Raw genomic sequence first — 26,623 nt, 5'->3', positions numbered from 1 at the left:
GTTGGTGCCGGCGTAGGTGTAGGCGGTGCCGTTGAGGGTCCCGCCGGTGGTCGCCACCGCCGCGGCCGTGCTGCTGCCGCTGCCCAGCGCCACCGCGCCGGCCTGCGCCGCCGTCGCATCCTCGCCCAGCGCCACGGCGCTGCCGCCTGCGGAAGTGGCCCCGTAGCCCATGGCGATGCTTTTCTCGCTGCTGGCAGCGGCGGCATTGCCGATGGCGATGCCGCTGGAGGCTGTGGATTTAGCCGTGTAGCCCATGGCGATGCTGGCGCCGCCATTGGCATTGGCGGCGTAGCCCATGGCGATGCTTTTATCGCTGCTGGTAGCGGCATCGTAGCCCATGGCGATGCTTCTATCGCCGCTGGCATCGGCCTCGTAGCCCATGGCGATGCTTTTATTGCCGCTGGCAGCGGCGGCATTGCCGATGGCGATGCCGCTGCTGCCTGAGGAACTAGCCTTGAAGCCCATGGCGATGCTGGAGCCGCCTTGGGCCTTGGCTTGGTTGCCCAGCGCCACGGCGTTGGCCACGGCCGAATCGTTCGCATCGCCCGCCACCGCGCCATTGCCCAGTGCCACCGCGCTGTCGCCGTACGCACTCGCCGCCGGCCCCATCGCGCTGCTGTCGGTACCGCTGGCAGTGCTGTCGGCCCCGGTCGAGTGGGTGTGGGCGTATTTCACGCCCGCGCCTTCCTGAATGCTGTTGACGGCGGTGCCGACCTTGCCCAGTTCGGTATTGGTGGCATACAGCTGCGAGCCGTTGACCGCATCGGTGCTGGTCCCGGACACGCGGCCGGCGGCCACGTTGGTCACCGTCCGCTCGTGGCCGGCGCTGCCCACGCTCACCGTGCTGTCCGGCGCAGCGCCGGCGTAGGTGTAGGCGGTGCCGTTGAGGGTCCCGCCGGTGGTCGCCACCGCCTCGGCCGTGCTGCTGCCGCTGCCCAGCGCCACGGCGCCGGCCTGCGCCGCCGTCGCATCCTTGCCCAGCGCCACGGCGTTGTCGCCGCTGGCATCGGCGTCATTGCCGATGGCGATGCCGCTGTCACCTGCGGAAGTGGCCCCGTAGCCCATGGCGATGCTTTTCTCGCTGCTGGCAGCGGCGGCATTGCCGATGGCGATGCTCTTCTCGCCGCTGGCATCGGCGGCATTGCCGATGGCGACGCCGCTGTCGTGTAGGGCTTTAGCATTGAAGCCCATGGCGATGCTCGCGCCACCGCTGGATTTGGCGGAGGAGCCCATGGCGACGGCGTTGCCGCCCGCGGTTTCGGCGGAGGAGCCTATGGCGATGCTGTTGCCGCTGTTGGAGCCCGAGGCTTTGGCTTCATAGCCCAGCGCTATGTCCTTATCGTCCTTAACCCAGAGACTCTGGCTGCCCGCCACCGCGCCCTTGCCCATTGCTATCGAACTATCGCCGTTCGATTGCGCCGACACCCCAATCGCGAGGCTTTCATTTCCCACGGCCTCGCTGACCGGACCGCCGGAATTGACATTGAAATACCTAACAGCTGCGTTGTAGCCCCCAAGAGCGTTTGCAGCCGAGGACCAGGCATTCGCAGCATCACCAACCGCAATGGAAGTGTTTCCCAAAGCATGAGCACCGGTCACGACAATGGAATCGGCATGGGCAACACCGGAGTTCAGCATAGAGTAGGCGGCGAAATACGGCAGATTCGAGCCACCGGCGTGAATCAAGCCATGGCGTGCATGACTGTATTTCTGCTGGCCATATGCCTTATACGCATCAACCTGACAATAAGGATAATTGCTCCAAGACTGACAACCCAACACCCGGAACATCCCACCGGCCTCCACCTGGGCGGCCATCGCCTCACCACTGACGCCGAACGTCGCCAACAGGATCGCAACGAGCAAGCAGGCAGCGACAGATTCTTTAGACTTGGCACCTTGGCCTTTCGACCTACTCTTCGCCAGTTCCGACGCAATCACCCATGCACCGATAGTGCGATTCCACACAACCCTGAATACCCTATTCATTTCGGACCACCTGTAATTTATAGAGCAGAGAAAGTTAGAATTTTGTTGGCGCAGCAACGACGGGGAAGCCTCATCCCGTGCATGAGCGAATGCCCCAAACCGCGCATTCGGCATTGCGCCCGCCAGAAAAAATTTAGAACGTCTTCGACAAGGACACGATGGGAAAACCCCCATTCCACACATGGGCGAATGCCCAAAACCGCACGTTCGGCATGACGATCGACAGAAGAAAACTGGAACTTCTTCGACAAGGGCACGACGGGGAAACCCCCAGTCATGCACGAGCCAATACCCAAAATCCGGTCTCTGGCATCGAAAGATTCAGCCGACAGCACAGACGCCATGCGGCTTCAATCTCAGTTTCGCCACCGATGAATGGCGAAGCTGACGTATGATTCGGCGAATAACATCGCGCATGACGGCAGCGGCAACAGGACCCAACAATGGACAGGATCAGAGTCGGTATCGCCGACGACCACCCGATCGTGCTGCTCGGCGTGACCAGCGTGCTGAAGAACACGCCGGGCATCGACCTGCTCTTCAGTTGCGACGGCATCGGCCAGTTGCTGCGTGAGCTCGTCAAACAGCCGGTGGATGTGCTGCTGTGCGACTATGAATTCGAAAGCGACCCGCAAGCCGACGGGCTGCATCTGCTGCAGCGCCTGCGCCGGCTGGCGCCACAGATGCGATTGCTGGTGCTCAGCGCGCACACCGCACCCTCGATCGTCTCGGCGGCGCTGCAACTGGGCGCCTCCGGTTTCATCGGCAAGAGCCGCGCGGATTTCGGCAACCTGGCCGCGGCGGTGCAGGAAGTCGCCAGCGGCCGCCTCTATGTCCCCGGTTCGCTGTCGGCAGCGCTGCTGACAACGCATTACCGCAAGAACGGGGCCATCGGAATGGACGCGCTCTCCGCAAAGGAAGCCACCGTGGCGCGAATGACCGCCGATGGGCTATCGCTGAGCGAGATCGCCGATCGGCTCAAGCGCAGCCCCAAGACCATCAGCAACCAGAAGATCGCGGCGATGAAGAAGCTGGGCGCCAAGAACGACGTCGAACTGGCCGCGCTGCTGCGCGAGTTGGACAGTCAGGGCGTCTAGCGCGCGTCATGAACGTTGAAGAACAGATGCGGCTTTGTCGAGCGAGAGGATGGGAAGGACGACCAAGTGAAGCTCCGCCGAGGTTCTGGGCGGACCGCCATCATCGTGGGTTGCGCGTCGGAATCGATTGAGCCAGCCATCGTTTCGCTGCACCAACGGCACGGCAACGGGACGGAATCCTTTGCGGGATCAGAACAGCGTGGTCATGTCCAGTTCGATGCTTTTTCATGGCCCTTTGCGTCGGACGGTAACCGGCGTTGCCCTGGCCGATGAGAGCGGGCGCGGCTCTTGCCCCTGACGTATGCGAACGTCTTGTGCCAGCGATCGTGCCTGGGCACACTCCGCGTCAGCCGGCTCGACCTGCACCGTCAGCGACTGGCGGCGCATGCCCGGGGCCATCTAGAGCGGCTGACAAAACGGCTGCGCAGCCGCCAAGGCGAACCGGCTCGTGCCGGCTATCCAGCGCTACGCGTCGAGCATCATGCACTGATCGCGTTTGCGCTTCCGCATGTGCGGTTCCAACAGGCTCAGGGAGTGTCAGGCAGAACGCAGCGCGGCCCCTCATCATCGGAGACATCGCCCGGACACGACCGCGTCGGCGACGCCACCTGCGATGACTGGACTGGCTCAACGTGAGCGCCACGCGCCAATCGGCGTCACTTCGGCCGCGTCGTCCGCCGCTTCAACGCAGCGATTGCTCCACATGCAGAAGCAACTGCCGGCAACGCGCCGACAGCACAGCCCAATCCGCGCTCGGGCAGAGCTCCTGCACTATTTGCAGTTCCGCCAACAGATCGTCCGCCCCCAACGCCATCAAAGCGCCCTGCAGACGGTGTAGGCGCCGACGCAACAATTCCAGATCCTGCAAGACCAGCGCCTCCTCGATCGATTGCCGCTCCGCGTCCCACTCGGACCGGAGCGCCTGCCACAGCAAGGCATCCAGTTCGTCCGAAGGGGGTTCCCGGCCGTCCTCGGAAACCTCGTAGGAATTGCGGACGAGCATCGTGCTCCTCAGGACACGGCGCAAGTCGTTCAACGACACAGGCTTTTGCAGCAGATCGGAAAACTGCTCGGTATCGGCGCTGATCTCCGCCGCGGCCGACGCGGAGGTGGCTACGACCCGCGCTCCCGGATCGAAATCGCGCAACTTCCGCAGCAGACCGACGCCATCCAGTTGCGGCATGCCCAGATCGGTGATGACCAGATCGGCGCGGCGCTCGAGCCACAGCGTCAGCGCCTCCATTCCATCGACGGCCACCCGCACGCGGCGGCATCCCAACGCCGCAAGTTGGTGCTTGATCAGCGTACGGTTCACCGCATCGTCTTCGGCCACCAGGATGTCCAGCTCCTGTTCGACCACCTCCTCGGCGAGCCCCCCCGCATAGCGTTCGGCGGGGCGGGGGGTGACACCGGTCAGTGCGCTCATGGCGTCGAGCAATCCTTCGCGGCTCAGTGAACTGACCTCGACCCGCTTCTCGTGGCGATGCGGCACCAACGGCCCCTTTGCGGTCACGAATACGGTGCCCAGCGCTGGCACCGCGCTCAGGTCGGCAGCGTTCAAGACGCCGCCATCGGCCTGCGCCAGCACCCGGATGTGCAAGCGCGCCGGTTGCGCGTCCTCGTCGTACAGGGCTGCGCCCCAGCGGCGCAACCGCTCGGCGAGCATGTCCCGCCATGCCGGCTGCGCGCACACCAGATCCACCGTGATTCCCTCCAGCGCGTGCGAGTCGGCAGGAAGCGCGCGCGCTTTGCGTTTGAACGGCAGGTCGACCCGGAACACGCTACCCGCACCGGGTTCGCTGCTGACGCTGATGCGCCCGCCCATCAAGCGCGAAAGATTGCGGCACAGGAACAAACCCAATCCGGTACCGCCGAAACGGCGACTGATGCTGTCGTCGGCCTGCGCCAGCGGGTTGAAGATCGCCGACTGCATCGAGGCGGGAATCCCGATGCCCGTATCGGCGACCTCGAAACGCGCCCACACCGTGTCGTCCTGTAGCTTGAGACAGCGCGAAGAGATCATGACCGAGCCACGCTCGGTGAACTTGGCCGCATTGCCCAGCAGATTTTGCAGGATCTGCGCCAAGCGCTGGTCGTCGCCCTGCATCACGGCATCCAGCTCCGGATCCGTCACGCAGTAGAAAGCGACGCCGCTCTGCAGGATCGACGCGCCGAAACTGCGCGCGCAACGCTCCAGCACATCGTTAGGCGACATCGGCACTGGATTGATCTTCAGCGCGTTGGCTTCGAGCTTGGTCGAATCGAGCAGATCGTTGACCAGAGTGAGCAAGGCGTCGAACGAGCGGCGGATCATGTCCACCCATTCGCACTGCTCCAATCCCAGTGGGCTGCGCGCCAGCAGTTCCAGGTGGCCCATCGCGCCATGCAACGGCGTGCGGATCTCATGGCTGACGATCGCCAGGAACATCGACTTGGCCCGGTTCGCTTCGTCGGCGGTCTGCTTGGCTTCTATCAACAGCATTTCGTTGGCTTTGCGCTCGTTGATGTCGACCAGCCCCAGCAACACCACCGAGCGGCCGTCGAAGCGGGTCTGCGACGACGCCACGCCGATGTAGCTGCTCTGACCCTCGGCGATGTCCCACTGCACCTCGATGAACGAATGCTGCGCGCCGGGCACCGATTGCGCGCTGCGCTCGCACATGACGTGTCGGTAGAAGTCCTCGCTGCGGTCGCCAAGCATGCGTTTGGCAACGCCGTTCTCCAGCATCACCGACTCGGTCCCCGGCGCGTAAATGCCGATGCCGATCGGCAAGGTGTCGATGATCGCCTTGCTGAAGTGTTCGGCCTCGATCAGCTTTTCGGCGCTGCTGAGCAGCGGCCTGGTCACCCTGAGATCGAAATAGATGACGGTTACCCACATCAGGACGAGCGCCAGCAGGCACACAAGCGCACCGGTGAAGAATTCGTACTGAAGATTCGCCAGCACGTCGCTCCAGGTATATGCGTAGACCGCGATCCAGTCCGGACCACCGATGCGCTGGGCCACCAGGAAAATGTCGTTCCGGTACAGGGTGATCGGCTCGCCGGAAACTCCGCGGAACTGCGCCGCTTGTGCAAGAACCCGAGCCAGCAACGCCGCCTGGTCCGGATCTTGCGGAGGATCGCGGAGGTTCAGCTGACCCTCCTTGTTCAGCAGGAAGAACCCCGGGCGCCGGACTTCCCTGCGCAGGAAGAACTGCATGAACTGCCTATCCGGCAGCGACAACGCGACAGTGAAGACCCGCTTGCCATCGTGGAACATCGGCACGATGAGTTGCGACACGGAAGTTTGCCCGTCGCTGGCATCGGCTGGGCGCCACAACAATCTGTATTTGCGCAGGACTTGCGTCGGCGTCGACGCCACAAGGCGCTCCACCGCGGCGATGCGCTGGCGAATGAAGGCATCGGCGCCCTGGCGGCGCGCACTGTCCAACGCTGCCGTGCCCAGCACGGGAGACGCGGCCAGAAAACTGCCGTCGGGCGCATACAGGAACCCCTCCAGAGTCACGCCGGCCTTTCTGGCGTCGATGGAAGGTGCCGCAGAGATATCGCGGACCACCCGCATCGCCGTTGCCAGCCGCTCGGTATCGCCCGCACCGGTCAACACGCTCGCCAGCGTAAAAGGGGTCGCGGTCAGGTCGTCCGTGGTCTGGGCGAAGCCGTGTCCGTCGGCCAACTTGCGCGCATAGCGCTGCACGGGGACGGCATCGTTCTGCCGTAGATTCCATACGCCTTCGTAGACATCGGCGAACTGGATCAGCCGCGCCGACAACTGGTCCACCTGAGTCTGCACTTCCTCGCTGTCCTTGACGAACTGCGCGACTTGCTTTTCGCGATACTGATTGATGATACCGCTGCAAAACAGCCAGGCAGCGGTGACGATCGACAGCGAAAGCGCGGTCGCCGACCCGTAGAGGATGCGCCGGTAGTGTCGCCCAGTTCTGGCAAGTAGTTTTTGCGGCATCTCGGCTCTCGGAACGCCCTGCGACGCCGCGGGCAGGCGAATGGCCGCAGGATAGCTCAGCGCCATCTCGCTCGCCAACGCAGCAAAAATCCGGCCTTTCGGCGCTGTCCGGCTCGCGTCCACGCCTTGCCGCATGCTGCATCGCGCGCACTTGCGTCTTTGGGCGCGCGCCCATCCGCGTTTGAGGCACGCGCCATTACCGCCGCCGCGATCTGCAGACAAGCTGAGATTCTCGGCAAGAGTCGGGTTCCCGCGTTGCCGCCCACACGCCACCGATGAGGCTCTCATGAACAAAAGCGCACATGTTCCGTTCTTCAACATCCGCAACGCCTTGATCGCATACGACAGCGAACTGCGGAGTTCCTACGTCGGCAAGCTGCTGCAACGGCTGGGCGTGGCAAAGGTCCATAGCGCAAGCAACAACGACCAACTGCTCGAACGGATGCGCACCACGCCGATCGACCTGGTGGTGACGTCGGCGCGCTTGCAGGGCGCATCGGCCCTGCAATTGATCGATGCCCTGGCCGACAGCCATTTCAGCGGCCATGTCATCGTCGGTGGAGTGACGGACATGCGCTTCCAGAGCGCAATCCATGAATATGCGCAGCAACGCGACGGCGGGCTGATGCAATTGGTCTTCGCCGGAGAGGCGCTGCGGCTGTTCGACTTCACCGACATGCTGTACCGCGCAAACCCGCCGACGACCATCGATAACGATGGCCAGCTCATCGAGAATACCGCTCAGCGCATCACCGCCGACGATGTCCACGCCGCCTACCGCACTGGAGAGATTTCCGCCTTCCTGCAGCCGAGTTACTGCCTCACCACCGGCGCCATGGCGGGCGCAGAAGCGCTGGTGCGATGGCAGCACCCGACATTGGGCGTGCTTGGCCCGAACCATTTCCTCTCTCTCCTGGAGGAATGCGACCTTGGGGAGGAGTTGATCGGCCAGTTGATCGACACGGTGGCCAGCGTCAGCAGCTCGCTGTCCTTGCCATCAACGCTGAAACTGTCGATCAACGTATCCGCCACCCGTCTCGTCTCGGCGAGCTGGGCGGACTGCATCGTCCAACGCTTGATTCGTTCGGGAGGCGTCCCCCACCATTTCGCCATCGAGGTGACCGAGGACGGAATGGATCACTGCGACCGCCACATCGCCGGCGCCGTGGCCCACTGGCGACTCAATGGAATCGATTGCGCCATCGACGATTTCGGCACCGGGGGATCTTCGATCCACCGTCTGTGCATGGCGCCTTTCAACATCCTGAAGATCGACCATCAGATGGTCCGGCGCTCGCGGCTGACCACGCATGTGTTCGAAACGCTGGAGGGCATCGTTCGGCTGGCGCACGGCATGGGAATGCGCGTGGTCGCCGAGGGCATCGAAACCGAAGAGGACGCGGCGCGCATGCGCAGCATCAGATGCGACATCGGTCAAGGCTACCATTTCAGCCGGCCATTACCCGTGGAGGAATTCATGGCCCTGGCATCCTCGCACACCGTGTTCGGACAACGCATCCAACCTGCCGCTGCGGCCGCTATCTGACGCTTGCCATCTCGAGCAGCGCATCGCCCAAGCAAAAAACTTCATCCCTGCCGAAAACTCCGCATGTCACGCAAAAACCTCCTCCTGCTCACCCTCGCCCTGGCCAGCCTCGCGTCGATCGTCGTGACCGCCGGATAAAACAGCGCCTGCCCCGCGCGCGGCTGCGGGCGGGGCAGGCACAGAGCAAGCCTTACTTGCGGCGCTCGATCACGAAGTTGCCGACGTTGACGCCCAGATCGACGCCCTCGCCGGTGCCGGCCAGGGCCAGCGAGATATCGCCCTTGGTGACGACCTGCGCGGTGCTGGACTTGACCACGCCGGCATGCGCTTCGGCGGCGGCATAGGTGCCGAACAGATCGTTGAGGCTATAGGCGCCGGTGAAGGTGCCGCGGCCACCGACGATCTTCGACTTTCCGACCGTCAGGCCACCGCCCTTGCTGCTGATCTTGACCGGGATCACCGCGCCGTCGTTGCAGGTGATGGTGCCGGTGCCCTTGGCGGTCTTGTAGAACACCGACCAGCCGGACAGGTTGAAGGACAGCTTGCAATCGATGTTGCCGGCGGCCTGGGCCTGCGGCGCGAGCGCGGCCGCACCCAGCAGTGCGAGCAGAGAGAGCGACTTGATCATGTGGGCATTCCGGGTGGGTGGACAAGGCGCGAGGGTAGCAATGGGTTTGTCGCGGCCGCGACAAGGTTGCGGGAGCGTCGCGCGTGCGTTCAGCAGGCATTTCCACTCGCGGCGGGCGCGGTCGGCCCCGTACAGGCAGGAGGCGAGGCCCGCGCCAAACATCTCCAGCACTCGTCTGCGCCGGCTTGGCCTGACTGCCTCGATGCATTGTGGGCGTCAACGCGCATGCAGCGGCGACGTGCGAAGCACTTGCTGATGGCGTAATGCGTCGGGACTGAAGTCCCTCCCACAGTGCACCCGTCACGCTTGCCGCAACATGCTGCGGGAGGGGCTATTGCCGCGCTTTCGAAATCCGCCGCGACAGGGGTTACCGGGAAAGCCCGTCGCGGCTGAAGCGGCTCCTACGACAGGCGTCTTCGGAAATAGCACGATGAGCTTTCCGGCATCACGGGAGCCGCAGGCTAGTCGTCCAGACTGAAGGCATCCGCATCGAGCATGGCCGGGAAGCGCGCGCGGTGCGCGGCCAGCGCGGCGGCGGAGATCGTGGTGGTGGCGACCTGTTCGCGCTCGCGGATCTCCAGTTGCGGCTGGCCGAGGAAATCGATCACCGCGCTGTCGCCGGCATAGTGCAGGTCGTTGCCGTCCACGCCGACGCGGTTGACCGCGGCCACGAAGCACAGGTTCTCGATCGCGCGCGCGCGCAGCAGCGTACGCCAGGCGTAGGCGCGCGCCGACGGCCAGTTGGCGACGAACAGCTGCAGATCGAAATCCAGCTGACCCGGGCGCTCGACGTCGTAGCGGTTGCGGCAGAACACCGGGAAGCGCAGGTCGTAGCAGACCTGCGGATTGATCCGCCAGCCCTTCCACTCCACGCACAGGCGTTCGTGCCCGGCGGCGTAGCGCAGGTGTTCGTTGCCATAGCGGAACAGATGACGCTTGTCGTAATGCTGCAACGCGCCGTCCGGCGTGGCCCACAGCAGGCGGTTGAATACCTTGGCCTCGCCATCGGCGCCGGGCACGCGCAACTGTACGCTGCCGGTCACCGCCGCGCCCAGCCGTGCCGCCTGCTCGCGGATCCACGCCACGGTCGGCCCGTCCATGTCCTCGGCCTGCGCCAGCGCATCGTTGGAGAAGCCGCTGGTGAAGGTCTCCGGCAGGATCACCAGGTCGGTGACGCCGGCCAGCGGCGCCAGCAGTTCGGCGTAATGCGCGCGGTTGCCAGCCGGATCGTGCCAGCGGGTATCGCCCTGGACCAGCGAGATCCTCAGATCGTTCATAGCAGGGAATCGGGAAAGGGGAATAGGGAATGGGTAAAGGCTAAGCGCATCGGCGAGATTTCACCATTCCCCATTCCCGAATCCCGGCGCTTACGCGCGCTACAGCGCGCGCAAGCGCTCGATCGCCGCATCCAGCGTCGCCTCGTTCTTGGCGAAGCACAGCCTGGCAAGGCGCTGGGCGGGCGGCGGGTCCTGGTAAAACGGCGACAGCGGGATCGCCGCCACGCCCTTCTCGATGGTCAGCCACTTCACGAACTCGGTATCGGGCAGGTCGCTGACCGCCGAATAGTCCACCAGCTGGAAGTAGCCGCCCGGCACCGGCAGCGGCTTCAGCCGGGTGCCCAGCAATTGTTCGCGGAAGCGGTCGCGCTTGGCCTGGTAGAACGCGCCGAGCTGTTCGTCGTGCTCGGGCTCCTCGCGGATCATCGCGGCGAAGGCGTGCTGGGCCGGGCCGAAGCTGGCGAAGGTGTTGTACTGGTGGACCTTGCGGAACTCGGCGCTGAGCGCCGGCGGCGCGATCGCGTAGCCGATCTTCCAGCCGGTGCAGTGATAGGTCTTGCCGAAGCTGGAGACGACGAAGGCGCGCTCGCGCAGTTCCGGCCAGCGCAGCACCGACTCGTGGCGGCGGCCGTCGAACACGATGTGCTCGTAGACCTCGTCGGAGATCAGGAAGATGTCGCTGCCGCGCAGCAGCTCGGCCACCGCCTGCAGGTCGTCGGCACCGAACATCGCCCCGGACGGGTTGTGCGGGCTGTTGAGCATCAGCAGGCGGGTGCGCGGGGTGATCGCCGCGCGCACCCGCTCCCAGTCCACCGCGAACGTGTGCGGGTCCAGCGGCACGTGCACCGCACGCGCGCCGGCCAGGTCGATCGCCGGCTCGTAGCTGTCGTAGGCCGGGTCCAGCACGATCACCTCCTCGCCCGGGCGCACCACGGCGTGGATGGCGTTGAACAGCGCTTCGGTGGCGCCGCTGGTGACGGTGACCTCGGTGTCGGCATCGACCTGGGCGCCATAGCAACGCAGCGCCTTCTCGGCGATCGCCTGGCGCAGCGCCGGCACGCCGGTCATCGGCGGGTACTGGTTGTGGCCGTCGCGCATCGCCCGGTCCAGCGCCTCGATCAGCCGCGGCGGCACCGGGAAATCGGGAAAGCCCTGGCCCAGGTTGACCGCGCCGTGCTCGGCGGCCAGTTGCGACATCACGGTGAAGATGGTGGTGCCCACCTTGGGCAGCTTGGTCTGCGGATGCATGCGGGGGATCTGCGGGCAGCGGGAAAACGCCGAGTGTACGCAAAGCCGCTTGCCGGCGATGCGCCCTACACGCCGCCGCTCCACTGACGCAGCGCATGCGCATCGCCGCGTGTGGCCGCCGCCGGCATCCGCCGGACGCCCGCATGCCGATACAATGCGCGCCTTCCCTTGCCGCCCGCCGCCGCGCCATCCGCCGCGGCCTTCGCCGATGACCGATCCGCTGTACACCGCCCCACCGCTACTGGCCGCGCACGGGCTCACGTTCGCCCGGGACGACGCCGCGGTGTTCGGTCCGCTGGACTTCCACCTGGATGCCGGCGAGGCGCTGCTGGTGCAGGGCGACAACGGCGCCGGCAAGACCACCCTGCTGCGGGTGCTGGTCGGCCTGCTGCGCGCCGAGGCCGGGCGCATCGAGATCGACGGCCACCCGGTGCGGCGCGGCGACCGCGCCCGCTTCATGGCCTACCTGGGCCACCTGGGCGCGCTGAAGGCCGATCTGAGCACCCTGGAGAACCTGCACTACCTGTGCGGCCTGCAGGGGCGCCGGGCCAAGCAGATGCCCGGCAGCGCGCTGGCCATCGTCGGCCTGGCCGGCTACGAGGACACCCTGGTAAGGCAGCTGTCGGCCGGGCAGAAGAAGCGCCTGGCGCTGGCGCGGATGTGGCTGTCGCCGGCGCCGCTGTGGCTGCTCGACGAGCCCTACGCCAACCTCGACCTGGACGGCATCACCCTGGTCAACCGCATGATCGCCGCGCACCTGCGCAGCGGCGGCGCGGCCCTGGTCACCACCCATGGCGCCTATGCCGCCCCCCCCGTGCGCACCCGCATGCTGACCTTGAGCGGAGTCGCCGCATGAGCCTGGCCACGCCCGTTCCTTCGCTGTGGCAGGCCACCCGGGCGCTGCTGCTGCGCGACCTGCGCCTGCTGTGGCGGCGCCGCGGCGACGCGCTGCAGCCGGCGCTGTTCGCCCTGCTGATCGTGGCCCTGTTCGCGCTGGCGCTGGGCAACCAGCCGCGCCTGCTCGGCGAGGTGGCCGGCGCCGCGCTATGGCTGGCGGTGCTGCTGGCCGGCCTGCTGGCGCTGGACAGTCTGTTCCGCAGCGATGCCGAGGACGGCTCGCTGGAGCAATGGCTGCTGGCGCCGGTGCCGCTGGCCTGGCTGGTGCTGGTGCGGGTGCTGCTGCACTGGGTCACCACCGCCTTGCCGCTGATCGTGGCCGCCCCGCTGCTCGGCGAATTGCTGCACCTGCCACATGACCGCATGCCGGTGCTGCTGGCATCGTTGGCGCTGGGGACCCCGCTGCTGAGCCTGCTCGGCGCGGTGGTCGCGGCGCTGACGGTGGGCATGAAGCGCGCCGGCATCCTGGTCGCGCTGCTGGCCCTGCCGCTGTACGTGCCGGTGCTGGTGTTCGGCGCCGGCAGCGTGGCGGCGGCGGCGCAGGGCCTGGATCCGGCCGGCGGCCTGCTGTTGCTGGCCGCGGGCCTGGTCGCGGGCCTGGTGCTGGCGCCGTTGGCGGCGGCCGCGGCGATCCGCATCTCGCTGAGCTGAGCCGTTGGCGCAGCGCGGGCGCGGCGGCGGCCGTACCATGCAAGCGCAGTGTTCCCTCGCCGTTCCGTCGTTGTCGCATCGAATGTTGTCGCATCGAAGCCCGCCTTCCGCCAGCTAGAATCGTCCGCATGGCCTCTCTCGTCCGCTGGTTCCACCAACTCGGTTCGCCGCCGACCTTCGATCGCTTCGCTGCGCGCTGGACGCCGTGGTGCTACCTGGCGGCGCTGCTGCTGGCCGGCGTGGGCATCTGGCAGGCCCTGTTCGTGGTCCCGGCCGACCGCCTGCAGAGCGATGCCTTCCGCATCCTCTACATCCATGTACCCAGCGCCTGGATGAGCCTGTTCGTGTTCGGCCTGATGGCCGTGTACGCGGCCATCGCCCAGGTCTGGCGGATCAAGCTGTGCGAGATCCTGGCGATGGCCTGCGCGCCGATCGGCGCCGCCTTCACCCTGATCACCCTGCTGACCGGCAGCATCTGGGGCAAGCCGATGTGGGGTGCCTGGTGGGACTGGGACCCGCGCCTGACCACCGAGCTGATCCTGCTGTTCCTGTACATCGGCGTGATGGGCCTGTACCTGGCGATCGAGGACCGGCGCACCGCCGCACGCGCGGCCGGGCTGCTGGCCATCGTCGGCGTGGTGCTGCTGCCGGTGATCCGCTATTCGGTGGTGTGGTGGAACTCGCTGCACCAGGGCCAGACCATCCGCCTGTTCGGCCAGTCCAGCATGGATCCGAGCATGCTGCCGCCGCTGTGGCTGATGGTGGCCGCGACCAAGTTCTGGTTCGCCGGCTCGCTGCTGGCGCGCGCGCGCGCCGACAACCTGCGCCGCGAGGCCGGCAAGGACTGGGTGACGCAACTGGCGGAGGCACGCGGATGAACTACCTGCCGTATGTGGTCGGTGCCTATGCGGTGTTCGCCGGGGTGCTGCTGGCCGATTTCGTGCTGGCGCGGCTGCAGGTGCGCAACGCCCTGCGGGCGGCACGGCTGCGCGCACAACGCAAGCGCCAGGCCAAGGCCGAACCGGCGCCGCCGCTGGAGCTGAGCCGATGAACCCACAGCGCAAGCGCCGCCTGCTGTGGCTGATGCTGCTGGTGCTGGCCGCCGGCCTGACCACCACGCTGGTGGCGATGGCCCTGCAGCGCAATGCCGCCTACCTGTACACCCCGGCCGAAGTGCTGGCCGGCAAGACCGGCGCGCACGCGCGCTTCCGCCTCGGCGGCATGGTCGAGAAGGGCTCGTTCCAGCGCGCACCCGGTTCGCTGCAATCGCACTTCCGGGTCACCGACGGCGATGCGCAACTGACCGTGCGCTACGACCGGATCCTGCCCGACCTGTTCCGCGAGGGCCAGGCGGTGGTGGCCACCGGTAGCATGCACGACGGCGTGTTCGTCGCCGAGGACGTGCTGGCCAAGCACGACGAGACCTACATGCCGAAGGAGCTGGCGGACAAGATGGGCAGCGCGCATCGCAAGCATGATGTGGGGGTGGCGCAGTGACGGCTCGGACAGCGCGGGACCCGAACAGCCGGGACTCGGGACCCGGGACCCGGGACCCGGAAAAGCGTTTGCACCGCGTCTGTGACGTTGTAGCGCATCCACGCATCGGAACTGACACTGTCCGTTTTTGCTTCGCACGCATCCCGCACCGCTCCCCGACCAACCGACAGACCTCGCATCTGCGCTCTTCCGGGACCCGGGACCCGGGTCCCGGGTCCCGACCGCGCCATGCTGCCTGAGGTCGGTCAGCTCCTGCTGATCCTCGCCCTGCTCACCGCGGTGTTGCAGGCGGCGCTGCCGCTGGCCGGCGCGCAGCGCGGCGATGCGCGCTGGATGGGCGTGGCGCGGCCGGCCGCGTTCGCGCAACTGGCGCTGGTCGCCGGCGCCTTCGCGATCCTCACCCATGCGTTCGTGACCCAGGACTTCTCGGTGGCCTACGTCGCCGAGAACTCCAATTCGCTGCTGCCGCTGGTGTACCGCTACTCCGCGGTGTGGGGCGCGCACGAGGGCTCGCTGCTGCTGTGGACGCTGATCCTGGCGCTGTGGACCGGCGCTGTCGCGCTGTACTCGCGGCGTCTGCCGGCGCACGTCGTCGCGCGGGTGATCGGCACCCTGGCGCTGGTCAGCATCGGCTTCCTGGCGTTCCTGCTGTTCACCTCCAACCCGTTCGCGCGGCTGCTGCCGGCACCGCTGGAAGGGCGCGATCTCAATCCGTTGCTGCAGGATCCCGGCCTGGTGATCCATCCGCCGCTGCTGTACGCCGGCTATGTCGGCTTCGCGGTGCCGTTCGCCTTCGCCATCGCCGCGCTGCTGGACGGCCAGGTGGATGCGCGCTGGCTGCGCTGGACGCGGCCGTGGACCAACGTGGCCTGGGGCTTTTTGACCATCGGCATCGCCCTCGGCAGCTGGTGGGCGTACTACGAACTGGGCTGGGGCGGCTGGTGGTTCTGGGACCCGGTGGAGAACGCCAGCTTCATGCCGTGGCTGGCCGGCGCGGCGCTGCTGCATTCGCAGGCGGTCACCGAGAAACGCGGCAGCTTCGGCGCCTGGACCCTGTTGCTGGCGATCGCCGCATTCTCGCTGTCGCTGCTCGGCACCTTCCTGGTGCGCTCGGGCGTGCTGACCAGCGTGCACTCGTTTGCCGCCGACCCCGCCCGCGGCCTGTTCATCCTGGTGTTCCTGAGCCTGCTGTGCGGCGGCGCGCTGCTGCTGTACGCGCTGCGCGGCGGCCGCGTGGCGGCGGCAGCCGACGAGGCGCGGCAACGCTTCGCCCCGGCCTCGCGCGAGACCTTGCTGCTGGCCAACAACCTGCTGCTGACCTGCGCCTGCGCCATGGTGCTGCTGGGCACGCTGTATCCGCTGCTGGCCGATGCGCTGGACCTGGGCAAGCTGTCGGTGGGGCCGCCCTACTTCGGCACCTTGTTCATCGTGCTGATGGCGCCGCTGGTGGCGTTGCTGCCGTTCGGCCCGCTGACCCGCTGGCAGCGCGAACAGGCGTCGCGGCCGCTGGCGCTGCTGGCGCCGTGGGCCGGCCTGGCACTGCTGGCCGGGGCGATCGGCTTCTTCCTGGCGCCGCAGGGTGCGTGGAAGACCGCCGCCGGCGTCGCCGCCGCGACCTGGGTGCTGCTTGGCACCGCGCGCTTCGTATGGAGCCGGCGCCAGCTCAAGGGCAGCCGTTTCACCGCCGAGATGCTGGGCATGACCCTGGCGCACACCGGCATCGCCGTTTTTCTGGCCGGCGCGTTGCTGGTCGAGGCCCTGGAGCAGCAGCGCGAAGTGGCGCTGGCGCCCGGACAGCACCTGGAACTGGGCCGCTACCGCTTCGAGCTGCAGGGGCTGGACCAGCGCAAGGGCCCCAACTACGTGGCCGAACGCGCGCAGGTGCAGGTGCTGCACGACGATCGCCCGCTGGCGCTGCTGCACCCGGAAAAGCGTCTTTACGCCAGCGGCGGCCAGAACATGACCGAAGCCGGCATCCACCCCGGCCTGTTCGGCGACGTCTACGTCGCCCTCGGCGAGCCGCTGGGCGGCAACGCCTGGGCGATGCGCGTGCACGTCAAACCTTTCGTGCGCTGGATCTGGCTTGGCGCGGCGCTGATGGCGCTGGGTGGTTTCGTCACCGCCGCCGACCGGCGCTTCCGTCGTACCCCGGAGACCCCCTGATGTCCGCTCCCGCTCCACGTCGCCTGCCGCTGCCCGCCATCCTGCTGGGTGCGCTTTTCTTCCTCGGCCTGCTGGCGTTGATGGTGTATGCGGTGCAGCGTTCCGGCAGCGCCGATCGCGACGCGCTGCCCTCGGCGCTGATCGGCAAGCCGGCGCCGGCGTTCGCACTGCCGCTGCTGCACGACGCCTCGATCCGCGTGCGCAGCAGCGAGTTGCTGGGCGCGCCGTACGTGCTCAACGTGTGGGGCAGCTGGTGCCCGGCCTGCCGCGAGGAACACCCGGTGCTCACCCGCTTCGCGCTCAGCAAGCGTGTGCGGGTGATCGGCTACGACTGGAAGGACACCCGCGAGGACGCGCTGCGCTGGCTGGAGCAGTTGGGCAATCCGTTCCTGGCGGTGCTGTTCGATCCCGAAGGGCGCACCGCGATCGACTGGGGCGTGGCCGCGGCGCCGGAGACCTTCCTGGTCGACGCGCGCGGCGTGGTGCGCTGGAAGCATGCCGGCCCGCTGACCGATGCGATCATCCGCGACGAACTGCTGCCGGCACTGGAGCAGGCCGAGCGCGACGCCCCGCCGACGCGCGCCCAGGGCAAGGCCACGCCATGAGCCAGCACCGCCGGCCTGCGCTGCGGCTGGGCCTGCTGGCGCTGCTGGCGCTGCTGGCGTGGTCCACGCTGGCCGGCGCCGAACCGGTGTCCGATCCGACGCCGCTGGCCTATCGCTCCGCCGCCGAGGAGGCGCGCTTCCATGCGCTGACCGCGGAACTGCGCTGCGTGCAATGCCAGAACCAGTCGCTGGCCGACTCGCACGCGCAGATCGCCATGGACCTGCGCCGCGAAGTGCTGGAGCTGATGCACCAGGGCAAGTCGGATGCGCAGATCAAGCAGTTCCTGGTCGACCGCTACGGCGAGTTCGTGCTGTACCGGCCACAGCTGGAAGCGCGTACCTGGCTGCTGTGGTTCGGCCCCTTGCTGCTGCTGGCCGGCGGCGCCGTGGTGCTGATCCGGATGGTGCGGCGACGCGCGCCGGCAGCGACCGCGCTACCGCTGCAGGACGAACAGGAATGGTGAGGCGATGCTGAGTTGGGGCATGTCGGCCGCGGCGGTGGCGCTGGCGGCGCTGGTGTTCGCGGTGGTGTTGTGGCCGCTGCGCAGCCGCGGCCGCAACGGCGCGGTGCTGGCGGTGGCGATCCTGGCGCTGGGCGTGGCGACGGCGGCGCTGTATGCGTTGGTCGGCACCCCGCGCGCGTTGCAGGCGCAGAACCGCGAGGCACCACGCACGCTCGAGGATGGCGTGAAGCAACTGCAGGCGGCGCTGGCGAAGGATCCCAACCGGGCCGACGGCTGGGCCTTGCTCGGCCGCAGCCAGATGTCGCTGGGCCACCACGCCGAGGCCGCGGCCGCATTCGCGCGTGCGGTGCGCCTGGCGCCGGAGCAGGCGCCGCTGCTGATCGAAGCAGCCGAGGCGCGTGCGATGGCCAACCCGCAACGGCAGTTCGACGACCAGGCGTTGGCCTGGCTGCAGCACGCCCTGCAATTGGCGCCGGGCAGCGAACGCGGCGCCTGGTTCCTGGGCATCGCCCAGCGCCAGCGCGGCCAGGACGCCGCCGCCGCGGCCACCTGGGAAGCGCTGTTGCCGCGCGTGGACGCGGCCACCGCCGCGGCGCTGCGGCCACAGATCGACGCGGCGCGCAGCGCGGCCGGCCTGCCGGCGCTGCCCGCTGACGGCACCGCCGCCACGGCGCAGGATGCGCAGGCGCCGGCGAGCACCGGCCTGACCGTGGCCGTGTCGCTGGACCCGGCGTTCGCCGCCCGCGTGCGCCTGCGCGGCGACGCCAGCGTATTCGTGATCGCACGCGTACCGGGCGGCCCGCCGATGCCGGTGGCGGTGCAGAAGCATCCACTGCAGGCGCTGCCGTTGCGGGTGACGCTGAGCGACGCGGACAGCCCGATGCCGACGCAGAAGCTCTCGCAACTCAAGCAGGTGCAGGTGATCGCGCGGCTGTCGGCCAGCGGTAACGCCATGCGCCAGGACGGCGATCTGGAATCGGCGCCGGTGACGGTCACCCTGCCGGCGACCGCGCCGGTGGAGCTGGTGATCGGCAAGCCGTAGCGCAAGCAGTCGTGTGGGAGCGACCGTGCCTGATCGGGACCGTCCGGTCGCGACCAGGCCAAGACGCCAGCAAGAATGCGAAACGTCGTTGCAGCAGCGGCTTCAGCCGCGACACGCTCTACCGGGAGGCCTGTCGCGACTGAAGCCGCTCCCACGAGGCAACAGCGTGTCGGACTGGATCGCGGTGGAAGCGAATGATCAGACGCGCAGTAGATCCGGCCCGGCGTCACTCACGGACGCCATCGCGGCCCGACACGCTCCATCCCGCACCACGCATACGCCGGATGCGCAATCGCGCGGCTAGAATCGGCGCATGACCGAATTCATCCCGCCCGGCAGCCGCTTCCTCGCCCTGCCCTCGCCGTTCCCGATGAAACGTGGCGGCCAGTTGCATGGCGCGCGGGTCGCCTACGAAACCTGGGGCACGCTGTCGGCCGCGCGCGACAACGCGGTCCTGATCGTCACCGGACTCTCGCCCGACGCGCATGCCGCGGCCAATGCCGACGATCCCACGCCAGGCTGGTGGGACGGCATGCTCGGCCCGGGCAAGCCGATCGACACCCAGCGTTGGTTCGTGATCTGCGTGAACTCGCTGGGCAGTTGCAAGGGCTCGACCGGCCCCGCCTCAGCGCACCCGGACGACGGCCAGCCGTATCGCCTGCGCTTCCCGGAGCTGTCGATCGAGGACGGTGCCGACGCCGCCGCGCAAGTGGTGCGGGCACTGAACATCGCGCAGTTGGCCTGCGTGATCGGCAACTCGATGGGCGGCATGACCGCGCTGGCGCTGCTGCACCGGCATCCGGGCCTGGCGCGCAGCCACATCAATATTTCCGGCAGCGCGCAGGCACTGCCGTTCTCGATCGCGATCCGCTCGCTGCAGCGCGAGGCGATCCGCCTGGACCCGAACTGGAACGGCGGCGACTACGACGAGGCCACCTATCCCGAGTCGGGCATGCGCATGGCACGCAAGCTCGGCGTGATCACCTACCGCTCGGCGCTGGAATGGGACGGCCGCTTCGGCCGCGTGCGGCTGGACTCGGACCAGACCGACGACGATCCGTTCGGCCTGGAATTCCAGGTCGAGAGCTACCTGGAAGGCCACGCCCGCCGCTTCGTACGCCGCTTCGACCCGAACTGCTATCTGTACCTGAGCCGCTCGATGGACTGGTTCGACCTGGCAGAACCTGCCGGCGGCGACGTGCTGGCCGGCATCGCCACGATCCGCATCGAGCGCGCGCTGGCGATCGGCGCCAACACCGACATCCTGTTCCCGGTGCAGCAGCAGCAACAGATCGCCGACGGCCTGCGCGCCGGCGGCGCACAGGCGCAGTTCCTGGGGCTGGATTCGCCGCAGGGCCACGATGCCTTCCTGGTGGATTTCGCGCGGTTCGGGCCGGCGGTGCGGGCGTTTCTGGATGCGCTTTAAGTAGTGCGGCCTGCTGGCCGCACCATCGCATCATGCCGTTTCTTGGCACCTGGCGACGCCAGAATCGGCATCGGTTGAGGTGGGACTATCCCGAGACCCATCCCGCCCTGCACGTTGAGTTCCTTCCAAACACATCCCAGCTTGCAGCTCGCTCACGGGTAGGCGTTGCCAGCGGTGTAAGCATGGGCCAAACGCATTGCCGGTGGCAGGCCGGCTACCGTCGGCTAAAGAGCAAGAGCACGGCGAACCCTTCGCCGTGCTCTTGTCGATTCTTGCAAACACGAAGCCTGCAACGACAGTCAATTGAAACGCGCAATCCCCTTCAGTGGCATGCCCTGCAACAAGGTATCGCCATTGAACTCGAAGTAGTGGCCATAGGCGGTGATCACCTCATGCCGATTACTCTTGAGTTCGCGGGTGTCGAATTTGCACGGCGTGCCTGCCGACCCGTACTTGTCGCATATCTCCTTGTAGCGGGCCACGCTTTGCAAAGGGCCTGAAGCAAGCAGATTACCGTTGGCGTCCCAGATCCAGTACTGGCCGTAGGCGTTGACCGACTCGACCAGCCCACCCCATTCCGGGAACACCACCAGCGAACGTGTGTCGAATACGCACGGATCGTTCTGGTTCTTCTGGTAGCACGGCCCATTGGCCGCCGCATATCGCGGCACCTCGTGCAGCTGTCCACCCTGCGGGCCGAACGGCTGGCCGTTAGCGTCGAAGTTCCAGTAACGGCCATAGGCGGTAATGGATTCCAAATAGCCCACACCCGGGTAGTTCACTTCGGTGCGGGTGTCGAATGTGCACGGCTTCTTGTACTTCGCGAACTGCGCCGTGCACGGCCCATTGCCCCTTGCATAGACTGGGGAACTGCTGAGCGGCACCGGAAGCGTCACCGGCAAGCCCTGAGCATCGAACTTCCATACATGACCATAAGCGGTGACCGTCTCGGTACCGTCCGGCGCGACGTCCATGCTGTCGAATGCGCACGGCGTTTGCCCCGATTTGCCAGACACGTTGTAGCGGCAAGCACCCGCGAATGTTGATAGCCCCGTCGTGGCACGAGCTTTACTGACCGCCGCCTCAGCGTTCAAGAGACCGGCGCCGCAGCCACCAGAAGGACATACAACCGGTCCAGCCGACTGTTGCAAAATGCTTGTAACCTGGGCGGGAGTTAAAGAGGGATTGACCGAGAGCATTAGGCCAATGACGCCACTCACATGCGGCGCAGCCATCGATGTTCCGCTCAGAAAGCGATAGCACTGCACCCAGTGCGTGCCAGTACCGTCGGCCCAGGTGGACAACACTCCCACTTTGCTTGTACTGACGCCAGTTTCTCCTCGACTGGTCACTATGGGACAGTCCCCCTCACCCGCACCATAAAGGCCGTCTTCGGGCGTAGCATCCCCGCCCGGCGCCGTCAGCGTCAACGATGCGCCACCATTGCTGTAAGGAGCTTCAACATTCGGCTGCTGCGGCGTACCGAGAGAAGCACCCACCGAGATCACTCCCGGGCAGGAAGCCGGACTAACGTTAGCAACATCCACACGGTAGTTTGGAAGCTCCGAGTTATCGTAAATGATCTGCGGCGTGTTGTGGTTTCCCGCCGCTGCGACGACCGACGCGCCTGCCGCCACCGCGCTGACGATGGCATCACGCGTGTGTTTGTAAGCCCCGCTGCTACAGGAAACATTGGCCCGGGCAAGGCTGAGATTGATAACCCGTGCACCGGACTGCACCGCGATCCGAATGCCATCGGCAATGTTTTCATCATCAAGCGAGGTCCTTACAGAGAGGACTTCGCACTGCGGACACACACCGGCTATGCCCACACCATTACTGGTTTTGGCTGAGACGATGCCGGCCACATGGGTCGCATGCGTTAACGCAGCGACTGTCCAGAAATCCTTTCCATCGCCATCGCTGACCTTGCTCGAGTCCAGATAGAAATCGTGACCAGCACCATCCTTGGCCCAATTGACGTCCGGGTGTCCCGAGTAACCCGAATCGATGATCGCCACACGAATCTTCTCGCCACCGACCGGTGCAAGCGCCCAGGCCTGCGGCGCCCGAATCGCATTGAGGGACCATTGCTGCGCGGAAAGCGGATCATTAGTCAACGCCTGCGCGTTAACCACGCCACTCAACAACAGCCCCGCCACCATGCCAAGACGAAGAAGCGCAGACAGCCGTTTATTCGCGAACATTGTTCCAGACATAAGTGAAACTCCTTTTCTCTGATGGGCAACCCCCTGTCGCCCGGTCATCCGGAAAGAAACTGACTACCGCTTCGTGGTGTTCGTTCCGCATCACCGACCGTCGCGAAATTCTAGAGCGTTGACGTCTCACAGGCCGACACTGACGGCGCGTTGTATACCATCAGAGAATCTCGTCCCAGTTGCCTTCGTTCTGCGACGTGCGTGCTTGGAGGTCGCCGCCATTCGTGGCACACGTGCGCCACGCGTGACCAGTCACGCTGCGCGTGTCTCACACCGTCTCATCGCCCGACGCTTCGACGCTGCGCACGAGCTGCCCGTCCTGCAACCGATAACGCACATGCACCACGCCCTCGGGCAGCACATCGTGACTGATCAGCAGCAGGCTGCGCTGGCCCAGCGCCTGCGCCAGGTCGCGCAGCAGCGCCTGCGCGGTGTCCACGTCCAGGCCTTCGGTGGGTTCGTCCAGCACCAGCAGCGGTGCCTCGCGCAACAGGGCGCGGGCCAGGGCCAGGCGCCGCGCCTGGCCGGCGGACATGGTGGCGCCGTTTTCGCCGAGCCAGGCGTCGAGGCCACCGACTTCGTGCAGCCAGGCGTCGAGCCGCACGTCGGTCAGCACCCGCTGCAGCCGCGCATCGTCGGCCGCGGGATCGCCCAGGCGCAGATTGTCGCGCACGCTGCCGGCGAACACCGGCGCGCCCTGCGGCAGCCAGGCGACGCGGCGATGCCACTGCGCCTCGGCCACCTCGCGCAAATCCGTGCCGGCGTAGCGCACGCTGCCCTGTTGCGGATCCCACAGCCGCAGCAGCAGCGCCGACAGGGTGGTCTTGCCGCTGCCGCTGTCGCCGGAGATGGCAATGCGCTCGCCCGGGGCGATGCGCAGGGAGACGCCGTCGAGTACGCGCCGCGCCTCGCCCGGCCAGGCGAACACGACGTCGTCGAACTGCACCTCGCCAGTGGCCGGCAGCGGCTGCGGATGCGCCGGGTCGAGCACCGGTGGCGCCTGCCCGGCGATCGCCTGCAGGCGCCGCGCGGCGACGCGGCCGGACTGCAGCGCCTGCCAGGCCAGGCCGGCCCCGGCCCAGACCTCGAGCAGGGCCACGGTCAGGAACACCAGGCCGGCAGCCTGTTCGGCGCTGATCGCGTCGGCACGCGCCGCACCCAGCGCCACCCACAGCATCGCCAACAGGCCCGCCGCAGCGCACAGCGCGTGCAAGGCGTTGCCGCCGATCAGCCGCTGCCGCTGACGCCGGTCCTCGGCGCGCACCGCCTGCGCGCTGGCGTCCACGCGCGCGATCCAGGCGGCTTGCGCGTCGAGCGCGGCCAGGTCGGCGGCGCCCTCCAGCCCTTCGTAGGCCAGGGTGCGCAAGGCTTCGCGCTGCTGCGCGCGTGCGCGTTCGCGGGCCTCGCCGCCGCGCGCCACCACCCACGGCACGCCGAGCCCGATCGCCAACGCCAGCGCGGTCAGCACCAGCGCCGCCGGCCCGTGGATCGCCGCTGCCGCGGCAATGCCGATCGTGCCGACGCCGAGCAGTGCGGCCAGCGGCGCCAGCGCGCGCACCACCAGGCCGTCGACCTCGCCGATGTCCGACATCAGCCGTGCCAGCAGTTCGCCGGTGCGGCTGGCGCCGAGCCGTGCCGGTGCCAGCGGCAGTGCGCGGCGGAAGAACCACACCCGCAGGTCGCGGGCGATGCGCAGGGTCGCGTCGTGTCCGACCAGCTTTTCGCCGTAGCGCGAGGCGATGCGCGCGAAGGTCAGTGCGCGAATGCCGGCCGACGGTGAGAAGAAGTTGAAGCCGCTGCCCATGCCGACCGCGCCGGCCAGCGCCGCGGCGGTGAGGAAGCCGCCGGACAGGCCGAGCAGCCCGACCCCGGCCAGCATCGTGCACAGCACCAGCAGCGCGGTCAGCAGCAGCCGGCCGAGATGGCGGCCGAACACGCCGCGCAAGGTGTCGCGAGTGCCGCTCATGGCTGCGCTCCCTGGGTCGCGGCGGAGGTGGTGCGTGCCGGCAACCGCAGCACGGTATCGGCCCAGCGCATCGCCGCCTCGCTGTGGGTGGCGACGATCACGCTGCGGCCTCGGGCGAAGTCCGCCAGCGTGTGCAGCAGGTCCGCCTCGGTGTCCGCGTCCAGAAACGCGGTCGGTTCGTCCAGCAACAGCAGTTCCGGATCGCGCAGCAACAGTCGCGCCAGGCCGATGCGCCGCGCCTCGCCGCCGGACAGGCCGAAGCCACGCTCGCCGATCGGCGTGTCCAGCCCCTGCGGCAGACGCGCGGCGAAGCGCAGCACCTGCGCCGCCTCGGCGGCGGCATGCAGTTGCGCAGCGCTGGCCTGCGGATCGGCCAGGCGCAGGTTGTCGGCGATGCTGCCGTGGAACAGATACGGCCGCTGCCCGGCGTAGCCGATGCGCAGCCCCTTGCGCACCTGCAAGGTACCGGCACGCGGCGGCAGCCACCCGGCCAGTGCTTCCAGCAGCGTGCTCTTGCCGCTGCCACTGGGGCCGACCAGGGCCAGGCGCTGGCCGGCATGCAGATCGACATCGAGGCCCTGCACCGCGTCGCAGCGCGCACCCAGCGGCCGCAGATGCAGCGCGCGCGCCTGCAGCAGCGGTACCTCGCGCGACGCGCTTGTGGAAGGCGCGGCGACGGGCATTGCCTCGGCAGCGGCGTCGTTCGGCACGGCGGCCCCCTCGGCGTGCGCTGCCGGCGCATCCGTGGCCTGCGGCAGGCTTTCCAGCAGGCGCTCCACCTCGGCCGCCGCGGCCAGCGCATTGGCGCGGTCGTGGTAATGCGCGGCCAGGCGTCGCAGCGGCGCATAGAACTCCGGCGCCAGCAGCAGGCAGAACACGCCGGTGCCCAGGGTCGGCACGCTACCGTGCAGGGCGATCATGCCGAGGTAGCTCAGGCCCAGGTACAGCGCGACGATCGCCACGCTGACCGAGGCGAAGAACTCCAGCACGGTGGACGACAGAAACGCGATGCGCAGCACTTTCAGCGTGCGCTCGCGCACGCCCTCGGCGGCAGCAGCGATCCCGCGCAGTTCGTCGTCGCCGCGCCCGTACAGGCGCAACAGGCCCAGGCCCTTGAGGCGGTCGGCGAAGTGCCCGCCCATCCGCGCCAGTTCGCGCAACTGACGGCGGCCGGCGGCCTCGGCGCCCCAGCCCACCAGCATCATGAAGATCGGCACCAACGGCGCGGTGAACAACAGGATCAGCCCGACCACCCAGTCGCTCCACGCCACCGCCAGCACGATCAATAGCGGCACCACGCTCACTTCCCAGCGCGCGGGCCGGTAGCCAGCGTAGTAACCGTCCAGCGCATCGCCATGCGCCAGCAGCAGCTCGCCCAGTTCGCCGTTGCGCTGCCCGCGCAGCCACAGCGGCCCGCGCTGCAGCAGTTGCCGGTACACGCGCCGGCGCAGCTCGAGTTTGGCCGCATCGGCGACATCGCCGGCGGCACGCTGCGCAGCGGCGCCGAGCCCCGCGCGCAGGACCAGCATCAACGCCAGCAGGCCGAAGACCGGCAGTGCCTGCGCCAGGTCGCGCCGCTCGACCAGCAGCGCCTGCACCAGCCAGGCGATGGCGCCGGCCTGCACGATCAGCAGCGCGCCGGACGCGCTGATCGCCGCCGCAGCCAGGCGCTGGCGGCCGCGCGCGGCCGCAGCCAGGGCCTCCAGCCAGCGCATGCGCTGCTGCCGCTGCTGCGGCGTATCGGCGGGCAGTGCAGTGGACGGCTCGGCGGAATCGGTCAAAACGGGCTCGGCGCGGCGAACGAAGTCGCCAGTTTAGCGGGAAGGCGCTTCCGGACCGGAACCGCCGTGGCCGCCACGATGCCGGGCACCCCGGTGCCGCACATTGATCTGAATCAAGGTCGAACGCGCCGCAGCGGCGGAAGATCGCCTCCAATCTCCCGCC

20 protein-coding genes are annotated in these 26,623 nt (G+C 67.6%); 12 read left to right on the top strand and 8 right to left on the bottom strand.

The window, feature by feature from the left end:
* Nucleotides 1–1,989: ESPR-type extended signal peptide-containing protein (locus SLW52_RS06085; protein ID WP_320739134.1), on the bottom strand; the 1,989-nt coding region annotated here is incomplete at its 3' end.
* A gap of 443 nt (nucleotides 1,990–2,432) precedes the next feature.
* Here SLW52_RS06085 and SLW52_RS06080 point away from each other — a divergent pair.
* On the top strand, nucleotides 2,433–3,086 hold the full coding sequence (locus tag SLW52_RS06080; RefSeq protein WP_017915652.1) for a response regulator transcription factor: 654 nt from the start codon (nucleotides 2,433–2,435) through the stop codon (nucleotides 3,084–3,086).
* A 682-nt stretch (nucleotides 3,087–3,768) separates the two neighbouring features.
* Here SLW52_RS06080 and SLW52_RS06075 read toward each other — a convergent pair.
* Nucleotides 3,769–7,185 carry an ATP-binding protein gene (locus SLW52_RS06075; protein ID WP_320739135.1) on the bottom strand — a complete coding sequence of 1,139 codons (3,417 nt, stop codon included), beginning with the start codon at nucleotides 7,183–7,185 and terminating at the stop codon, nucleotides 3,769–3,771.
* A 151-nt stretch (nucleotides 7,186–7,336) separates the two neighbouring features.
* Here SLW52_RS06075 and SLW52_RS06070 point away from each other — a divergent pair, with 151 nt between their 5' ends.
* Nucleotides 7,337–8,596, top strand: a complete 1,260-nt coding sequence (locus SLW52_RS06070; RefSeq protein WP_043095605.1) for an EAL domain-containing protein — start codon at nucleotides 7,337–7,339, stop codon at nucleotides 8,594–8,596.
* Nucleotides 8,597–8,786: 190 nt separating this feature from the next.
* Here the strand turns inward: SLW52_RS06070 and SLW52_RS06065 are convergent, their stop codons facing one another.
* The 3 genes from SLW52_RS06065 to SLW52_RS06055 all read right to left on the bottom strand — a co-directional run bounded on the left by SLW52_RS06065 (nucleotide 8,787) and on the right by SLW52_RS06055 (nucleotide 11,749).
* A complete protein-coding gene (locus SLW52_RS06065; RefSeq protein WP_017914143.1) occupies nucleotides 8,787–9,224 on the bottom strand; it encodes a hypothetical protein in 438 nt (145 codons plus the stop codon).
* A 461-nt stretch (nucleotides 9,225–9,685) separates the two neighbouring features.
* A complete protein-coding gene (locus SLW52_RS06060; protein WP_017907303.1) occupies nucleotides 9,686–10,501 on the bottom strand; it encodes an amidohydrolase in 816 nt (271 codons plus the stop codon).
* Nucleotides 10,502–10,600: 99 nt separating this feature from the next.
* Nucleotides 10,601–11,749, bottom strand: coding sequence for a pyridoxal phosphate-dependent aminotransferase (locus SLW52_RS06055; protein ID WP_267101598.1), 1,149 nt, complete (start codon nucleotides 11,747–11,749; stop codon nucleotides 10,601–10,603).
* Nucleotides 11,750–11,957: 208 nt separating this feature from the next.
* On the opposite strand from SLW52_RS06055, the gene ccmA reads away from it, so the two are divergent.
* From ccmA to SLW52_RS06005, 10 genes are all read left to right on the top strand, one after another.
* A complete protein-coding gene (gene ccmA / locus SLW52_RS06050) occupies nucleotides 11,958–12,605 on the top strand; it encodes a heme ABC exporter ATP-binding protein CcmA (protein ID WP_017907305.1) in 648 nt (215 codons plus the stop codon).
* Nucleotides 12,602–13,297: a heme exporter protein CcmB gene (gene ccmB / locus SLW52_RS06045; protein WP_017907306.1), complete on the top strand. Its 696-nt coding sequence runs from the start codon at nucleotides 12,602–12,604 to the stop codon at nucleotides 13,295–13,297. The genes ccmA and ccmB overlap by 4 nt, the downstream gene beginning before the upstream one ends.
* 128 nt (nucleotides 13,298–13,425) lie before the next feature.
* Nucleotides 13,426–14,175: a heme ABC transporter permease CcmC gene (ccmC, locus tag SLW52_RS06040; protein WP_010343777.1), complete on the top strand. Its 750-nt coding sequence runs from the start codon at nucleotides 13,426–13,428 to the stop codon at nucleotides 14,173–14,175.
* Nucleotides 14,172–14,348, top strand: coding sequence for a heme exporter protein CcmD (locus SLW52_RS06035; protein ID WP_010343776.1), 177 nt, complete (start codon nucleotides 14,172–14,174; stop codon nucleotides 14,346–14,348). Before ccmC ends, SLW52_RS06035 begins: the two co-directional genes overlap by 4 nt.
* Complete coding sequence (gene ccmE, locus SLW52_RS06030) at nucleotides 14,345–14,794, top strand: cytochrome c maturation protein CcmE (protein ID WP_017912866.1); 450 nt, start codon at nucleotides 14,345–14,347, stop codon at nucleotides 14,792–14,794. The genes SLW52_RS06035 and ccmE overlap by 4 nt, the downstream gene beginning before the upstream one ends.
* Before the next feature lie 228 nt (nucleotides 14,795–15,022).
* On the top strand, nucleotides 15,023–16,957 hold the full coding sequence (locus SLW52_RS06025; RefSeq protein ID WP_267084711.1) for a heme lyase CcmF/NrfE family subunit: 1,935 nt from the start codon (nucleotides 15,023–15,025) through the stop codon (nucleotides 16,955–16,957).
* Nucleotides 16,954–17,562 (top strand): DsbE family thiol:disulfide interchange protein, encoded by a 609-nt coding sequence (locus tag SLW52_RS06020; RefSeq protein ID WP_295955067.1) that lies wholly within the window; start codon nucleotides 16,954–16,956, stop codon nucleotides 17,560–17,562. Before SLW52_RS06025 ends, SLW52_RS06020 begins: the two co-directional genes overlap by 4 nt.
* A complete protein-coding gene (locus tag SLW52_RS06015) occupies nucleotides 17,559–18,026 on the top strand; it encodes a cytochrome c-type biogenesis protein (RefSeq protein ID WP_152237534.1) in 468 nt (155 codons plus the stop codon). Before SLW52_RS06020 ends, SLW52_RS06015 begins: the two co-directional genes overlap by 4 nt.
* A 4-nt stretch (nucleotides 18,027–18,030) precedes the next feature.
* Complete coding sequence (locus SLW52_RS06010; protein WP_152237533.1) at nucleotides 18,031–19,068, top strand: tetratricopeptide repeat protein; 1,038 nt, start codon at nucleotides 18,031–18,033, stop codon at nucleotides 19,066–19,068.
* Nucleotides 19,069–19,381: 313 nt separating this feature from the next.
* Complete coding sequence (locus tag SLW52_RS06005) at nucleotides 19,382–20,494, top strand: homoserine O-acetyltransferase (RefSeq protein ID WP_267084712.1); 1,113 nt, start codon at nucleotides 19,382–19,384, stop codon at nucleotides 20,492–20,494.
* Nucleotides 20,495–20,793: 299 nt separating this feature from the next.
* Here the strand turns inward: SLW52_RS06005 and SLW52_RS06000 are convergent, their stop codons facing one another.
* The 3 genes from SLW52_RS06000 to cydD form a co-directional block, all read right to left on the bottom strand.
* Entirely contained in the window at nucleotides 20,794–22,713 is a 1,920-nt protein-coding gene (locus SLW52_RS06000) for a S8 family serine peptidase (protein WP_320739138.1), read from the bottom strand.
* A gap of 268 nt (nucleotides 22,714–22,981) precedes the next feature.
* Nucleotides 22,982–24,679: a thiol reductant ABC exporter subunit CydC gene (cydC, locus tag SLW52_RS05995; protein WP_320739140.1), complete on the bottom strand. Its 1,698-nt coding sequence runs from the start codon at nucleotides 24,677–24,679 to the stop codon at nucleotides 22,982–22,984.
* The gene (gene cydD, locus SLW52_RS05990) at nucleotides 24,676–26,394 is read right to left on the bottom strand and encodes a thiol reductant ABC exporter subunit CydD (protein WP_320739714.1); all 1,719 of its coding nucleotides are present in this window, start codon (nucleotides 26,392–26,394) and stop codon (nucleotides 24,676–24,678) included. Before cydD ends, cydC begins: the two co-directional genes overlap by 4 nt.
* Nucleotides 26,395–26,623 lie beyond the last annotated feature (229 nt).

It is taken from the genome of Xanthomonas sp. LF02-5, from assembly GCF_034105325.1.
GTDB lineage: Bacteria > Pseudomonadota > Gammaproteobacteria > Xanthomonadales > Xanthomonadaceae > Xanthomonas_A > Xanthomonas_A sontii.
Note: the sequence above shows the minus strand (reverse complement) of the source record. Positions and strands in the feature narration are given on the sequence as shown.